At 61.9% G+C, this 15,869-nt stretch carries 14 protein-coding genes; 6 read left to right on the top strand and 8 right to left on the bottom strand.

Features of this window, described 5'->3' with window-relative positions; translation table 11 throughout:
* Window positions 1-2: 2 nt before the first annotated feature.
* The gene (locus JJ869_RS06105) at window positions 3-1,403 is read right to left on the bottom strand and encodes a selenium-binding protein SBP56-related protein (RefSeq protein WP_292265317.1); all 1,401 of its coding nucleotides are present in this window, start codon (window positions 1,401-1,403) and stop codon (window positions 3-5) included.
* Between the two features lie 82 nt (window positions 1,404-1,485).
* Entirely contained in the window at window positions 1,486-2,244 is a 759-nt protein-coding gene (locus tag JJ869_RS06100; protein ID WP_292265315.1) for an IclR family transcriptional regulator, read from the bottom strand.
* 119 nt (window positions 2,245-2,363) lie between these two features.
* Here JJ869_RS06100 and JJ869_RS06095 point away from each other — a divergent pair, with 119 nt between their 5' ends.
* The 5 genes from JJ869_RS06095 (at window position 2,364) to JJ869_RS06075 (ending at window position 6,986) form a co-directional block, all read left to right on the top strand.
* Window positions 2,364-3,404 (top strand): AraC family transcriptional regulator, encoded by a 1,041-nt coding sequence (locus JJ869_RS06095; RefSeq protein WP_292265314.1) that lies wholly within the window; start codon window positions 2,364-2,366, stop codon window positions 3,402-3,404.
* A 117-nt stretch (window positions 3,405-3,521) separates the two neighbouring features.
* Entirely contained in the window at window positions 3,522-4,349 is an 828-nt protein-coding gene (locus JJ869_RS06090; RefSeq protein ID WP_292265313.1) for an NmrA family NAD(P)-binding protein, read from the top strand.
* Window positions 4,350-4,373: 24 nt separating this feature from the next.
* Window positions 4,374-4,787, top strand: coding sequence for a DUF4345 domain-containing protein (locus JJ869_RS06085; protein ID WP_292265312.1), 414 nt, complete (start codon window positions 4,374-4,376; stop codon window positions 4,785-4,787).
* Between the two features lie 62 nt (window positions 4,788-4,849).
* Window positions 4,850-5,359, top strand: a complete 510-nt coding sequence (locus tag JJ869_RS06080; protein ID WP_292265311.1) for an anthrone oxygenase family protein — start codon at window positions 4,850-4,852, stop codon at window positions 5,357-5,359.
* A gap of 112 nt (window positions 5,360-5,471) precedes the next feature.
* The gene (locus tag JJ869_RS06075) at window positions 5,472-6,986 is read left to right on the top strand and encodes a malonyl-CoA synthase (protein WP_292265310.1); all 1,515 of its coding nucleotides are present in this window, start codon (window positions 5,472-5,474) and stop codon (window positions 6,984-6,986) included.
* On the opposite strand, the gene JJ869_RS06070 is transcribed toward JJ869_RS06075, so the two are convergent.
* The 6 genes from JJ869_RS06070 to JJ869_RS06045 form a co-directional block, all read right to left on the bottom strand.
* Window positions 6,983-7,762, bottom strand: a complete 780-nt coding sequence (locus JJ869_RS06070; RefSeq protein ID WP_292265309.1) for an SDR family oxidoreductase — start codon at window positions 7,760-7,762, stop codon at window positions 6,983-6,985. The two genes, JJ869_RS06075 and JJ869_RS06070, sit on opposite strands and share 4 nt — an antisense overlap.
* Window positions 7,759-9,339 (bottom strand): FAD-dependent monooxygenase, encoded by a 1,581-nt coding sequence (locus tag JJ869_RS06065; protein ID WP_292265308.1) that lies wholly within the window; start codon window positions 9,337-9,339, stop codon window positions 7,759-7,761. The genes JJ869_RS06070 and JJ869_RS06065 overlap by 4 nt, the downstream gene beginning before the upstream one ends.
* Window positions 9,336-10,781: an aldehyde dehydrogenase family protein gene (locus JJ869_RS06060; RefSeq protein WP_292265307.1), complete on the bottom strand. Its 1,446-nt coding sequence runs from the start codon at window positions 10,779-10,781 to the stop codon at window positions 9,336-9,338. Before JJ869_RS06060 ends, JJ869_RS06065 begins: the two co-directional genes overlap by 4 nt.
* A 28-nt stretch (window positions 10,782-10,809) precedes the next feature.
* Window positions 10,810-11,583, bottom strand: a complete 774-nt coding sequence (locus tag JJ869_RS06055) for an IclR family transcriptional regulator (protein ID WP_292265306.1) — start codon at window positions 11,581-11,583, stop codon at window positions 10,810-10,812.
* A complete protein-coding gene (locus JJ869_RS06050; protein WP_292265304.1) occupies window positions 11,580-13,499 on the bottom strand; it encodes a TRAP transporter fused permease subunit in 1,920 nt (639 codons plus the stop codon). Before JJ869_RS06050 ends, JJ869_RS06055 begins: the two co-directional genes overlap by 4 nt.
* Window positions 13,500-13,574: 75 nt before the next feature.
* On the bottom strand, window positions 13,575-14,525 hold the full coding sequence (locus JJ869_RS06045) for a TAXI family TRAP transporter solute-binding subunit (RefSeq protein WP_292265303.1): 951 nt from the start codon (window positions 14,523-14,525) through the stop codon (window positions 13,575-13,577).
* A 111-nt stretch (window positions 14,526-14,636) separates the two neighbouring features.
* On the opposite strand from JJ869_RS06045, the gene JJ869_RS06040 reads away from it, so the two are divergent.
* The coding region (locus JJ869_RS06040; protein ID WP_292265302.1) for a thiamine pyrophosphate-binding protein at window positions 14,637-15,869 on the top strand (1,233 nt) is incomplete at its 3' end.

The following is a 15,869-nucleotide window of genomic DNA, read 5'->3' as shown; positions in this document are numbered from 1 at the left end:
GGTCAGACGTTTGGATAACAGAAGCTGTCGGTCGAGCAGTCCCCGCCTTCAAGACGGATCTGGTGTGACCGCAGGCCTTTGGGGAACTGGACATAGAAATCCTTGTCCAGTTCCAGCCCACCACCTTCGCCGACACGCGCCATCACCATCTGGCCGCCGTCCTGACCGGGATAGAACTGGTCGTCCCATGTCGAATAGAGCGAGTTGGTCCAGTACACCCGCTTGCCGTCACGGCTCACCTCGACCATCTGCGGACCAAAGGCAAATTCGCCGCCGCCCGGATGTTTGGTGTTCCGCGCAATACCGCCCAGTTCGACCTTGCCGGTCAGGACCGGGTTCATCGGGTCGGACACATCGTATTGATGCAATTCCCCCATGCCCCAGCAGGCAACGTAGAGGTATTTGTCATCGAGACTGAGGTCGATATCCGTCACCAAGGGTGGGACCGCGCCAAAGCCCTGCAACAGTGGCGGAAGATTGGCCGGGTCTTCGGGGCGCGGGTCGATGGTGATCGTCTTCTTGGCCTGCCACGTGCCATCGTCGCCACGCCACCATGTGAAGATCGCGCCTTGCAGGTTGGTCGTATCCACCACAACGCCGCAGAATCCGTAGGATTTCTTGGGGTCATGCGCAGGCCGGATTTCCAGCGCCATCTGGTGATTGGCCCCAAGGTCGATGGTCTGGATGTTCTTGCGCTTGCGCAGGTCCCAGAAATGGATCGAATGGCCGTATTTGTTCGACAGCAGGTCTTCGGCCACCAGCCCGTTCTCGAATTGCGGCGGCAGGCCCCATTCGGAGCTGACCATGTAATCCTGCGGCAGGTTCCACCAGAAATCATAGTGCTTGTCCTGCGGACCGCGATCCATCTCGTACTGGCCGATGATTTCGAAGGTTTCGCAATCCATGATGAAGATGCCCGGAGGGCCGTCGGTCCCGTCTTTGCCACCGCCACCAAGGGTCGAGACATAGATGCCTTCGGGGCCGCAGTGGATCGTGTGCGGGCGGGAATAGCCGGTCTTGGCGAACACTTCTTCCGGTTCGATGATCTTGTGAATTTTCGCGTTCAGCGGTTCCTTCACGTCGATCACGTAGATGCGCGACGACCGAATGCCCGGCACGATCAGGTAGCGGCGTTCAAGGAAGGCATGCCCGGACAGCGGCGACAGGGACGAGGAACAGGCGTTCCAGCCGAAATGGTGAAATTCGTCACCTTTGTAAGGCATCATCACCGTGTGAACGATCGTGCCATAGGTGTCGGATTTCGGATCAAGATCGACCACCGCGATGCCGTCGGGTTGCGATCCGTCCGGGCTGAGCATGACGGTGAAGCCGTAAGTTTCCACAGGGGCCTGCATGGCAAGCTGGGCCGTGGCGTGGAATGTTGGATCTGGTCGTAAGTTCATGTGGTCCTCCCTTGAAATTCAAACCCTTACGGGGTCGGCAATGAAAAAGTCCTGTTCCAGTGATGCTGTACCCAACGCCTCCTCAAACCTCGGGTACATTGCACAGTTGAATGGCACCGCTGACGCGGTGGGCCAAGGCTATCAGATTCTCGCCGATTTCGGCCCGGTATGCTGCGCCGAACCGCCGGATCGGCCCAACAGCGCCGACGCTAAATGTTGCGCCGATTTTGCCAATCGAGACAGGGGCTGCGACGCTTGCGATGCCGATGTCGATCTCTTGGTCACAATCAGCAAAACCCCGTTTGAGGATCTCAGCAAACTCGCGGCGAAGGTCGGCTTCGGTGGTCTTGGTGAACTCGGTATAGGCGCGAAGCGTGCCGCTGATGATGCTGTTCTGAAAGGCGGGTTCTGCGAAGGCGGCGATGGCCTTGGAACACGAACAGGCGTGCAGTGGGCGAACGCCCAGACCGGGATGGATGTACGCTCGGGCTGGATCATCGGGGGTTTCGACATGGATGATTTCGACCTGATCATTGCGGAATCGCGACAGGAACACCGTTTCGTTGAACTTGACCGCCGCCGCCTTGAGCAGCGGGGCCGCGGCCTTGCGTACATCCACGTCTGATTTGCCCAAAAGCGCGATGCGGATCAGCCGTTCGCCGATCACCACGCGGCCGTCCTCGGCGGGGCTGTCGATCAACCCGTGATCCAGCAGTGTCTGTACCAACCGGTAGCTGGTGGGTTTGGGAAGCCCCGTCGCCTTCTGAATATCCGCCGCCGTGACCGGTCGCCCCGCAACGGCGACGAGCTCCAGTATGGTGGTCAGGCGGTCGAGAAGCATCGCGGAAGAATCTCACAATTAGAGACTTAGTCTCAAACTATGACGTCATCTGCACGCGAAGCAAGAAAATCTCTTGCTGCGGCGCGGAATGCGTGTTGCGGGGCGGGGTCGCAGGATGCTTGGCCCACATCAGGGAGGGTGATAGTCTGCCGGTTATGGGCTATGTCACGTCACTCTTTGTCCGCAAAATGGTCGCCGCCGCCGGGCCGGACGTGGACGCGGCAGCGCTGCTGACGCAGGCAGGGCTTGCGCCGGACGATCCGTGGGATCCCAAGCTCATGGTCCCCGACATGCGGTACTACGACTTGCTCGAAACCGTCGCCGACAAGATCGACGCGACCGATTTGCCGATCAGGGTTGGCGCGTCGATGCGCTGTGATGAATACGGAGCACTTGGGCTTGCCTGGAAAGCCGCGCCAAAACTGTATGGGTCACTGGCCCGCGTCGAACGCTATGCCCGGCTCTGGACCAGCGTGGTGGAATACGAACTGCGCGACGATCCGCGCGGTGTGCTCTTCATCCTGCACCGCGACGGCCCGCGCCGCTTGGGAATGCGCCTGTCGAACGAGGCGACGCTCGCCAGCGCGGTCTCTCTGGCCCGGCAGGTTTGCCCGGTGCCCTTTGCGCCTTTGGAAGTGCAGATCAGACATGCCGCTCCCGCGAACACCGCATACCACGAAGAGTATTTCGGCTGTCCAGTCCGCTTTGAAGCCGAACTCGGTGCGCTGCTGATCTCGCCAGATGCGCTGGCACAGCCGAACATCCTTGGGGACGAAGGCATATCGCGCTATCTGGTTTCGCACCTCGACCGTGAGTTGTCCGAAGTGGCGACCGAACCTGCGCTTATGGTCGAAGCCAAAGACGCTATTGCCCAAGCTCTGAGCGAAGGCACACCCAAGATGGCCGACATTGCCCGCAGTCTTGGCTACAGCGCCCGGTCGTTTCACCGCCGCCTGTCGGAACACGGGCTGAGCTTTCAGACGCTGGCCGAAGACACCCGCCGCGAACTGGCCGAGGGCCTCTTGCGGGACGAACGTCATTCGCTGGCCGAAATTGCGTTTCTGACCGGCTTTGCCGAACAAAGTTCCTTCACCCGCGCGTTCAAACGCTGGGTCGGCAAGACGCCCGCAAGCTATCGCAAAGATCGTCTGACGCCCTGAGCGGGCAGGGATGCCCTTTGGCGGCAAGTGTCAAAACGCTGGCAACGTCGGTCAAGATCGCACGTCGCATACCACGCTATTCCCTTGGTCATTGTAACACACCAAGGAGATAGACCCATGCAAGACCAACCCATCCTCGTCATTGGCGCCACCGGAAAGACCGGTTCCCGCGTCGCCAACAAGCTCGAAGCGCTCGGCCACACGGTCCGTCGCGGATCGCGCAATTCGGCCACGCCCTTCGATTGGGAAGCGCCGGAAACATGGCCCGCCGCACTTGCCGGTGTCCGCGCCGCCTATGTCACCTACTTCCCCGATCTTGCGTTTCCCGGTGCCGTCGAAAAGCTCGAGACGCTCTGCGAAACGGCTGTCGCGGCGGGCGTCCAGCATCTGGTTCTCTTGTCCGGGCGCGGCGAACACCACGCGCGGCTGGGCGAAGACGTGGTCCGCAATTCCGGCACCGCTTTCACAATCGTCCGCGCCGCATGGTTCGCGCAGAACTTCTCGGAAGGCTACCTGCGCGATCCCGTGCTGGCGGGTGTGCTGCCGATGCCTGGCGGCCAAGTGGCCGAGCCGATCATCGACATTGACGACATCGCCGATGTGGTCGTGGCCGCCCTGACCGAGCCGGGACATGCGGGCCAGCTCTACGAAGTGACCGGCCCGCGCCTAATGACCTTTGCCGATATGGCCGTCGAGTTGTCCGCAGCACTCGGACGGGACGTGCAATACATCCCGATCACGTTCGAGGATTTCCATGCCAGTGTCGCACAGGCCGGGGGCAACTTCGTCGCCGACGTGTTCACCGCCATCGCACGCGAAACGCTGGACGGGCGGAACGAACACCTTGCCGACGGCGTGCAGCGCGCGCTGGGCCGTCCGCCACGCGACTTTGCCGAGTTTGCACAATCCGCTGCCCGGTCGGGCGCGTGGACCAAAGCGGCTTGAAACCCCGCCAGAAAGGAACATCCCATGTCTCTCACCCGTCTTCAAAAGACCGCGCTGGCTGTCGCTGGTTCAACCTCGCTTGGCATAGGTGCCACCATCCTTGGTGCGCCGCATGTGTTCTACGCCAGCTACGGCATCGCCATCGGCACCGATCCCAGCCTACTCAGCGAAGTGCGCGCCCTTGGGGCAGGGCTGACAGGGTTCGGTCTGGTCATGTTGGCGGGCACGGTCTTTGCCGTGCTGCGACAGGCGGCAGTTACCGCCGCGCTTACCGTCTTTCTGGCCTTTCCCGCTGGCCGCCTTGTGAGCCTGTTCACGGACGGCGTGCCGTCCTCGGGCATCCTTTCGGCGCTCGGGTTCGAACTGGCCATTGCCGCTTTATGCCTCTTCGCTTTCCGTCGCACGGCCACCGCCTCCACGCAGATGGCGGTCAGCTGATCCCAATTGCGGGGAGGGCTGATCCTCCCCGCCTCCCTCCCAAATCCTCAGAAAGTCCTCTCATGTCTCCGTTTCTCTTTTTCCTCATGCAATTCGCCATCCTCGCCTATGCACTGGTCGGCGGAGTGTTCCTTGCCTTTTCCGACTTCATCATGCGGTCGCTGTCCCTGACAGGCGGTGTCGGCGGGGTCGAAGCGATGCAGGCCATCAACCGCGAAGTGTTCCGCTGGGTCTTCATGGCGCTGTTCCTTGGAATGGCGGCGGTGTCGCTGGTCATTTCCGGCTATGCGGCGATCTCGCTCAGCGGCCCGGCCGGCACGTTGATCCTTCTCTCTGGTCTCGTCTACCTGGTTGGTTGCTTCGGCGTTACTGTCGCGTTCAACGTGCCGATGAACGAAGCGCTTGCCGGAATGGACCTCGCGGCAGAGGCCACCCAGACCTACTGGACCGGCACCTATCTGCCGCGCTGGACCTTCTGGAACTCGGTTCGGACCATCGCCTGTGGTCTCGCGGCAATGTTGCTGATGACGGGGCTTTTGTGGCTCACCCAGTCGCAAACTCGCATGGTATGACCACCCGCAGCGTCAGATTGATTTTCCCACAATCGTCCCCTAGACGCGTCTGGCGAACCGCCGGGCGCGTTTTTCTGCCGGGTTCGGTGTTGATCAAAGGAGGAACCGTTCCGTGGCCAATCCGCTCTATGACGCGCTTTTTGCACCGCATGACGGCAACGCAACCCCGTTCCTGCAGCTTGCCGATGGTAGCACCGTCACGCATGCGGATTTTCTTGAACTGGTCAGCCAGATGGCCAACGCGCTGGGTGCCTTGGGCGTGGTCCCAGGCGACAGGGTGGCGGTGCATATCGAGAAATCACCAGAAGCGCTCGCTCTCTATGCCGCTTGCGTGAAATCGGGTGCGGTGTTTCTGCCGCTCAACACCGCCTACACGCCAATCGAACTGTCCTATTTCGTCGAAGACAGCCGTGCGAAGCTTTTCCTCTGCGATCCTTCCGAGTTGGACGCTGTCACCGACATCGCCAAGGTCACCGGAGCGATCTTGCACAGTCTTGGGGCCGAAGGTGATGGCAGCTTCATGGACCTTGCGCGTGCGCAGCCGTCACACTCAGATATTGCCGAGCGAAAGGCCGAAGATCTGGCCGCACTGCTCTACACCTCCGGCACCACGGGCCGCTCCAAAGGGGCGATGCTGACGCAAGCGAACCTTCTGTCGAATGCCGAAGCGCTGGTGGACGCGTGGCAGTTCACCGACCGCGATGTCCTGCTGCATGCGCTACCGATCTTTCACACCCACGGGCTGTTCGTTGCGACCAACACGCTGTTGCTGGCGGGTGGATCGATGATCTTTCTGCCGAAATTCGATCTCGACACGGTGCTGCGCCTGATGCCAAAGGCCACGACCATGATGGGTGTACCGACCTTCTACACCCGTTTGCTCGACGATGCCCGCTTCACCGCAGATCTCGCGCGTCACATGCGCCTTTTCATTTCCGGCTCCGCTCCGCTTCTGGCAGAGACCCATATCCAGTTCGAACAGCGCACCGGGCACCGCATCCTTGAACGCTACGGGATGACGGAAACCAACATGAACACGTCAAACCCCTATACGGGTGAACGCCGCGCGGGGACTGTCGGGTTTGCTTTGCCGGGTGTTGAGGTGAAAATCTGCCATCCCGAAACGGGTGCCACCCTGCCGCAAGGCGAGATTGGTGTGCTCGAAGTGCGTGGGCCAAACGTGTTTAAGGGCTACTGGAACATGCCCGAAAAGACCCGCGAGGAACTGCGCGAGGACGGGTTCTTCATCACCGGCGACTTGGCCCTGATCGACGCCGACGGCTATGTGCAGATCGTCGGGCGCGGCAAGGACCTGATTATATCGGGCGGGTACAACATCTACCCCAAGGAAATCGAGCTGTTGCTGGACACGCAGCCTGGCGTGAAGGAGTCCGCTGTCATTGGCGCGCCGCATCCCGATTTTGGGGAGAGCGTCGTGGCTGTTCTTGTGCCGGAGGCGGGTGCCACAGTCGACCTTGATGCGATCGATGCCGCCGTCCGCGAAAGCCTTGCCGGGTTCAAGCGACCGCGTGTGATCGAGGTCATCGACGCCTTGCCCCGCAATACGATGGGTAAGGTGCAGAAAAACCAGTTGCGTGATCAGTACGCAGGTGTGTTCACAAACTAAAGCGCTGCAGTCAGTGCGGTATATTCAAGCTGTGCCGTCAGACCGCCATCGCATTCGACATTGCACCCGGTGACCCAGGACGCCTCGGGGGATGCGAGAAAGCGGATCACTTGGGCGATTTCGTCCGGGCGGCCGGCGCGTCCGGTCAGATCGACGCCGCGGGTTGCGCGGGCACCAAAGGCGGTCATGAAGTCCTCAAGGATCGGCGTCTCCACCGCTGCGGGACTGACCGAGTTGATCCGCAAGCCCAGGTCGCGAAACCGCTCGATATTGGACAGGCCCCAGACGATCACCGCTTCCTTCGAAAGATCATAGGCGCGCACCGGGTCTATGGCTTCTTCCTTCAAGAACGCGTCCAGATCGTGCGACGCATCGAGCGCCAGAAACCGCTGCACCTGCGCCAGGTTCTCGCGCCATTTGCCGCCCGCTTTGGAGGCCATGTTGACGATGGCACCACCCGGGGTGAGATGTGGCAAAAGGTGTTCGGTCAGCGCGATCAGGGCTTGGGTGTTGACCCGCAGGATCGTCCATTCCAGTCCCGGTCGTGGCGGTAACCCAGCAGCGTTGACCAGAACGTCAATGCGCGACAGAGACTCGAGTGCCGCTATGGATGCCAGATCCGACAGATCGGCATTGATCCAGCGGTCGGCCGCGGGGCCGGGGTCGCCGCGATCAATGACGGTCACCCGGTCGCCATCCGCCTTGAACAACGCCAAGGTGGCGGCGCCTATGCCAGATGCACCACCGGTGAGGACGATATGCCGTCGCCGGGTCACGTGGCGGCACCTGTGCCGATGGCGGCGGACAGGATGGCTTTGGCTGCGTCGGGGGGGCAGGTATCGCCGGACCATGCAACAAACCCATCTGGCCGAACCAAGACGATACGCCTGTCCCAAGGGGTGAACCATGCCGCATGGCAGGCCGGTGCGGTCAGGGGAATGTTCAGTGCGTAGGCTGCGTCCAAAAACGCGGCTGCCGCGCTCGGATCTGCACAAAGCAGCGTGAAGTCACGGCCAAGCACATCCGCCACGTCGCGGCCTTCTGGTCCGGCAGGGGGCAGGTGATGCCCGGCGCGGGCGACAAAGCTGTGCGATCCTTTCGCGCTGGGCGTGCCACCGATACCGGGCACGATGGGCGAGCCTTCGTAGTTTGGTTCGAAATCCTCGACCCCAGAAGCACCTTCGGCACGGGCTTTCCACGCTGTCTCGAAGGCATCTTTGCCTTGGTCCGGGCTGTGATTGTTGAGGAATTCCCTATCTTCGTGGATGAAGTTCTCGATGAAATCCCTCGCGGTCGAGGCAAAGACCGGCTGGCGCTCCGCACTGTAGCTGTCAAGCAGCGCGTCGTTGCCCCAACCCTTGATCGTTGCGGCCAGTTTCCAGCCCAGATTGCGGGCGTCCTCGAACCCGGTGTTGATCCCGTAACCGCCATAGGGCGGGTGGCTGTGCGCCGCATCCCCGGCGATGAACGCGCGGCCTGCGCGGTAACTGTCGGCCAGAGACACACGCAGGTCCCAGAACCCGACATAGTCCAGATCAAGCGCGAATTCCTGACCCACGGCTTTATGGAGCAACCCTCGGAAATCGAAATTGTCGGTGGTGGTGCCGATGGGAACGGGGGCGTGGAAGAACCAAGACAGCCCGTGATCGACCCGCCCGAAGAACAGCCAGTAGCCTTCGTAGTCGGGGTGCAGCACGTTGTAGAACGCCTTGCCCGGATAGCGCTTCAGCAGTTCGTGCAGCTCTTCCGACCGGAACACCAGAAGCGCCATCAGGCGGTTGTGGTCAGACAAGGTCTCGCTGATCCCGGCGTGTTCGCGGACAAAAGACCTGCTGCCATCGCAGCCGACGATGTAGGATGCATCGATCACCTGCCGCCCGTCGCCATTGCGCTCTGCGATGGTCAGGCGAACACCCTCATCGGTCATCTCGAGCGCGTCGCCGGACCAACCGTAAAGAACCGTGATCTCGGGTATCTCGGCCACCCGCGCGCGCAGCACCCGTTCGGTGGCGTATTGAGGCAGCCTGGCGTTGGGCGCGAAGTAATAGTCTTTGACGTTCGACCGGTTCAGCCAGTCATAGGTGTGATCCGACAACAGCGTGCCATAGGCGGTCATCCCGCCAATGCCGCCGCCTTTGGGGATCGGATGGGCGCTGTGCAACTCGGCCTCGCAACCCCATGCCCGGAAATGCTCGGAGGTGCGCTGGGTCAGGTTCTGGCCTTTGGGGATTGGTTGCGGTTCCGGGTAGCGTTCCACGACGCAAACCCGAATGCCGCGCTGGCCCAGTTCGATGGCAAGGCCCAAACCCACCGGACCGCCGCCATTGATCACCACATCGTAGGGGCTGCTCATGCGATCCCTCCCACACGTCCGGGTTCGGAATATATGTGTTTGGTTTCGAGGAAGTCATAAAGCCCCTCTGGCCCATGCAAGCGCCCAAGGCCGGATTTGCCATAGCCGCCGGTTTCCGCCTCGGCGAAGAGCCTGAGATGCGAATTGATCCAGACCGTCCCCGCCCGGATCGCCCGCGCCATGCGCAAGGCGCGGTGGTGGTCGGCAGTAAAGACCGACGCGGCAAGGCCGTAAGCGGTTGCGTTGGCCTTTGCGACGGCTTCTTGTTCGTCAGAAAAGGTCTCGATCGACACGATGGGGCCAAACAGCTCTTCCTGCACAAGGGACGATGCGATGTTGTCGATGCGGAACAAGGTCGGTGTCAGGAAGGCTGAGTCCGACAGCGGCGCACCTTTGAGAACGATATCGCCCTCATCACCTGCCTGTTCAATCAGCCGTTCGATCCGCGCCCGATTGTCGAGGTCGATCAGCGATCCCATCTGGCTGTCTGGCTTGTCTCCGGGGCCGACGCGGACAGCCCGGAAGGCGGAGATTATGCGGCTCTCGAACTCTTTGGCGAGTGACTCGTGGACAAGGAACCTAGCCGCGGCGACGCAGATTTGCCCCGCCATGGCCAGCGCCCCGTGGGTCAGTTCATGCACGGCGTGGTCCAGATCGACATCGGCGAAGATCACCGCAGGCGCCTTGCCGCCCAATTCCAGCCCCACGCGCTTCAGCGTCGGAGCGGCGGCGGCCATGATCGCCTGCCCGGTGCGGCTGCTGCCGGTAAAGCTGATGACGTCGATATCGGGCGACGCGGTCATGGCGCGGCCCACTTCAATGCCGTTTTCGTTAATGGAATTGACCACACCTTTGGGCAGGGACGGCGCCTCTGCGATGGCCTGCATGATCCGCGCATGCACCAGCGGCGTTTGGTGCGCGGGTTTGATGACCGCCGTACAGCCTGCCGCCAGTGCGGGAGCAAGCGACCGCATGAGCAAGGTCACAGGCGCATTCCAGGGCACGATGATGCCTGCCACACCTGCCGCTTCCCGATGGAACAGCGACAGGCTGCCCGGTGTAATTTCCTGCATGGAGCCGCGGATGTCGCGCGCGAGACCTGCGTAGTAGCGGGTCTCGGAAATGGCGGCCATGGTTTCGCCCAAGGCTTCAGCGCGGATTTTGCCGTTTTCGGCCACCACCAGATCGGCGATCTCGTCCTTCGCCGCTTCAAGGCGGTTCGCGATTTCCAGCATCGTCTGAGCGCGAAGGCGTGGGGCAGAGGCCCAATCGGTGCCGAAGAACGCAGTCCGTGCCGACGCCGCAGCGGCATCGGCCAGATCGGCGCTGCCGCGATGATACTGGCCCAATGAGGCCAACGTGGCCGGGTTGAGACTGTGGTCCAGCGGACCATCGCTGATCCATTCGCCACCGATGTAATGCCGTGCGGGATCATGGGTCATGGGGGTCTTTCTCCGGGTCAGTCATTGTTCAGGCGCTTGTGCGGGTGGCTGGCTGGGCGAGCGCGTCCGAGATCAACTCGGCGCGGTCACGGATACTGTCGCGCAGCGCGGTAAGCTTGTCTTTGGTCAGGTTGGCTTCTTCGGTCGACAGGCACAGCGCGCCGATGGGTGTGCCGTCGCCCGCAAGGATCGGGGCCGCGACCCCGACAAGGCCCGGCGTCACTTCGCCATGGGCGGTGGCGACCCGGTCACGGCGGATGCGTTTCAACTCGGGCAGCACGGCATCTTTGGTGGTCCCGATGCCCGAAGTGACAAAGGCGTCGAGATAGTCGCTGACCAGCGCCGCGCGCTCTTTCGGCGGCAGGAAAGCGACGATGGCGCGGCTCACGGCACCTTTGCCAATCGGCATCGGACGACCACGCGGATAAGAGGAGCGCGGTTCCGGTGCCGATACTTCTGAGGCCACGCAGAGCATCTTCTGCCCATAGAAGCGCAGGACAAACGCGGATCCGACGAACGCCTCGGCCAGCGCCTTGAGGTGCGGGTCCGCCGCTGCGATCAGGGGATCGGAACGGCGCATGAGGAAATCAAGCTCGGTCACGCGCGGACCAAGCGTGTAGCCTGATTGGGGCAGCGACACGAGGTAGCCCGCATCCTTGAGGGTCTTGAGATAGCGGTACAGCGTCGGGCGCGAAAACCCCAAGGCCTGCATCATGTCCTCGGGTGTCCATTCGGAATGGTCCTCGGAGAACAATCCAAGGATGGCCAGCAACCGTTCTCCTGATCCGGACACCGAGGTCATGGCGCGGTCTCCTGCGTTGCGGCGGCGGTCCGGCTGCGCATCATTTCGGACACGATCAGCGCAATCCCCATCGCGACGCCGATGGCATCGGTCACGATCGCACCGTCAAACGCGCCCGCTGGGACAAGGGCCATCAAACCCGCAACGATGAACAAGCCGCGTTTTGTCAGCGACAGCCGGTCCACAAAATAGCCGGCAAGCGCCGCCGAAACCAGCCAGACCCCAAGGCTTGCGGTGATGGCGGCAAAGATGATTTCGGTGGGTTCTCCGATCAGGATCAGCGACGGGCTGAACACGAACAGCACCGGGATCACGTACGCTGCCCAGCCAAACCGCATCGCGGCCCAGCCTGTGGCCATGGCGGGGGCCTTGGCAATCGCGGCCGCGGCAAAAGCGGCCATGGCGATGGGGGGTGTGATCATCGACATCATGCCAAAATAGAGCACGTAAAGATGCGCCGCGATCGGTTCGATCCCCACTTCAATGAGGGCAGGGGCCACAAGGGCGGCAAGTAGCACGTAGACGCCCAAAGTGGGCAGGCCCATGCCAAGGATGATGCAGACGAAAGCTGACAGCGCCAACAGCATCACCGCACTGCCGCCGCCCACCTGCACCAGCGCATAAGTCAGGTTGAAGCTGAGACCAGTGATATTGAGCACCCCGATCACCATGCCGGACGCGGCCGAGATCAACAGGATTTCGACAACCCCATGCCCGGTGCGGGAAAAGCTGCCGAACAGCGCGCGGATCGTGGGGCGGACGCCGCGGTAGCCAAACACCAATGCGGTGCCGCAAAGTGCCAGCGCCGACCAGAGGGCTGCGCGCTCGGGCTGATAGCGCAGCCAGAACAGCAGGTAGATCAGAACGGCAAAGGCGGTGGCGAAATGTAGTCCCACCAGAACGATGCTCTTGGCCGGGATCTCGGATTCCGGCACGCGTTTGATGCCGAGTTTCGCTGCTTCTAGATCGGCCTGAATGAACAGCGCGACATAATACAGGATCGCGGGCAAGAGCGCTGCCATCACGATCTGGCTGTATGGGATGGCCAGAAACTCGGCCATCAGAAAGGCCGATGCGCCCATCACCGGCGGCATGAGCTGCCCGCCAGTGGAGGCCACCGCTTCGATCGCGCCCGCTTTGTGTGCCGGATAGCCGTCGCGCTTGATCATCGGGATGGTGACCACACCCGTGCCCACCACATTGGCCACGGCTGATCCCGAGATTGACCCAAACAAACCCGAGGCCAGAACCGAGATCTTCATCGATCCGCCCCGAAACCGTCCCATGCCGATCATGGCGGCATCGGTGAAAAACTGCGACCCGCCCGTGATGCCCAGAAGCACACCAAAGAGGATGAACGCGATCACGACAGTGGCCGCAACCGACATTGGCAAGCCGAGCACGCCGTTGGAGTCAACGGCCAGATATCCCGCCAGCAATTGCCAGTTCTGCGGACGCCCCTGTAGCCGTCCGGGGATCAGGTCTCCGAACAGCGCATACAGGAGGAAGGCGGCGATGATCAGCACCAGCGCCCAACCGGTCGCCCGCCGCAGCGTTTCGAGCAAAAGCAAGATAATGATGACGCTGGTGATCCAAAGCTCGGGTGGGCGCGCAAAGATCATCAGGACAATGTCAGGATAGTTGACAGACACATAGCCAAGCGCGCCCATCGACATGGCGGCAAGCGCAAGATCGTAAAGAGGCACATCCTCTCGCTCCGTGCCGCGCCGCGCGGGCAGGGTCAGAAACGCCAGTGGCACGGCGAAGAACAGCACGCCCGCGAAGAATTGTTGTGGGTAAAGGTCCAGCCCCAGCTTGCGCTGCACAGACAACGCCCAGCCGACCGCCAGCAGAACAAGGCAGGCGGCAAAAACGTCGGCCAATGGCTTGGCAAGGCGCGCGGGCAGGACGGGCATGGCGATGATGGTGTCCTAAATCATGCAGGCATGGGCAGTGTCAGCGCGCGCCACAATCGGGCGCGCCGACATCCCTCAGTTCAGGCCGACTTCTGCGAAAAAGCGCTCAGCTCCGGGATGGTAGGGCGCTGCTCCGGGCGTGCCGCGCATGTCTGCCGGTTTGAACGCGCGGAACGGCGGGAACGTGTCGACCATAACCTGAGCGTTTTCGTAGATCGCCTTGGTCATGGCATAGACCACATCATCGGACGCACCGGCATGGGTGAAGATCACCTGCGGGAAGGCGATATAGACCGTGTCCTCCAGAACGCCGGGCATGGAACCCGCAGGCAACGTGGTGAAGAACGCGGTCGGCCAATGTTCGCGCGCTGCAGCCAAGGCGGCATCGCTGTCATCCTCGACCCCAAGCGCACGCAAACCGCCAACGGCGGCATCCGCCTCGCGGACCTTGCCGGCGCCATGGGCAAAGATGAACCCAACGGTGTCACCGGCCATGAAGGCATCGGCCCCGGCGACCACGCTCGCGACCGAGACTTTCTCCACGTCGTCGCGGGTCATGCCGGCGGTGGCGTAAAAGGCCGAAAGCTGCGGCAGGATGGTGTTCTGCGCTGTGTAACCATCGGTCATCGGCTGACCCTTGAGGTCGGACACCTTCATGATGTCGCTGTCCGCACGGACAAAGATCGCTTCGACCAGTGGCATCAGATGCGCGACGACACGCAGGTTGGGGTGGGCGCGTCCGTCCCACCAGGCGTCTCCGGTAAGCGCGTAATCGACCTCTTGCAGGTTCGCCACGCCAAATTCGATGCCGCCCTGATCAATGAACGGAATGAACTGGTTGGGGCTGGTCGCGGGCTGAATCGTGGTGTTCAGCCCGGCGGCGTTGGCGGCATTCGCCACGGCTGTGCCGATGTTGTGAAACAGCGATCCGGGGTTCGATGTGGCGATGCCGACATTCTGCGCGCTGGCCGATGTGGCAAGGGTCGCGCCTAAGAATACCGCCGCCGCGGTTAGTAGCGTTTTCATGGTTGTCCTCCCAAATGTGGTTCTCGTTTGGGTTAGAATCCCAATTATTGAGAATAAGTTGACTTTACGAAGGGGCAGCGGAATATCAAGCCTGAGATTCAGGGAGGATGTATGTTTGAAGATCAGGCCCGGCCAAAAACCGGAGGTGAGGCCCTTCTGACGGCTCTGAAGGCCTGCGGAATAGACTATCTGTTTGCCAATGCAGGAACGGATTTTCCGCCGATAATCGAAGGGCTTGCGCGTCTTTCTGAAAGCGATGTGCCAACTCCTGTGACGGTCCCGCACGAAACGGCGGGCATGGCGATGGCACATGGGCATTGGCTGGTCACTGGGCGGCCACAGGCGGTGATGGTGCATGTGAATGTCGGGTTGGCGAATGCCGTGATGGGTGTGATCAACGCCGCATCCGACAATGTTCCGGTGTTCGTGCTGTCCGGGCGCACGCCCTTGACGGAATCGGGGCGCAAAGGCGGGCGGATGACGCCGATCCAGTATGGTCAGGAAATGTACGACCAGACTAGTCTGGTGCGCGATGTGGTCAAGTTCGACTACGAATTGCGCTATCCTGAACAGGCGGACAGCGTGACCAAACGGGCGGCGTCCCTGATGACCAGCGCGCCCGAGGGGCCGGTCTATATGAGCCTGCCGAAAGAGCCATTGACCGAGGCGTTGCCGGAAGGCTTCGCGCCAGCGCAGCTGCCCGCCACCGCAACGCCCGCTTTGCCGGATACGGATGCGATAGAGACATTGGCGGCGTGGATTGCCGAGGCTCAGTCTCCGGTGGTCCTGTGCCAGCGCGGCGATCCGCAGGGCAGGGTGTCGGCGCTTCTGTCGCGCTGTGCCGAGGCGTTCGGATTGGCGGTGGCCGAACCGTTCAGCATCCGCAACGTCTTGGCTTCGGACGATCCGGCACTTTTGGGCTATAACCCCAAGGCCGCCACGGCAGAGGCCGACCTGGTGATCGTTCTGGACAGCGGAGTGCCGTGGATCGAGGCCGTCAGCGCACCCGGACAGGCAACCCGCGTCGTTCATATCGGCCCGGACCCGCTCTTCCGCCGGATGCCAGTGCGTGGGTATCAGACCGATCTGGCGATCACCTCCGATCCGGTGATGGCGCTTGAGGCGCTCTTGGCAATCACTCCTGATGCCTCAGCGTCTGCGCGACGGGCAAATGTGCACGCCAAGGTCGCAGCAACCCGCGCTGCGAAACCAAAACCTGATGCCGGTGGTGATGGCCCAATGACCGCCGAATGGATGAGCGCCTGCATCTCGGACATCATGGATGAGAGCGCTGTCGCGTTCTCGGAATTGGGTCTCTTGCTGCCATATATGACCCTCAAAGGT

Source organism: Marivita sp., assembly GCF_017643905.1.
Classification (GTDB): domain Bacteria; phylum Pseudomonadota; class Alphaproteobacteria; order Rhodobacterales; family Rhodobacteraceae; genus Marivita.
The sequence above is the reverse complement of the archived record's forward strand: the minus strand, read 5'-3'. Positions and strand labels throughout refer to the sequence as shown.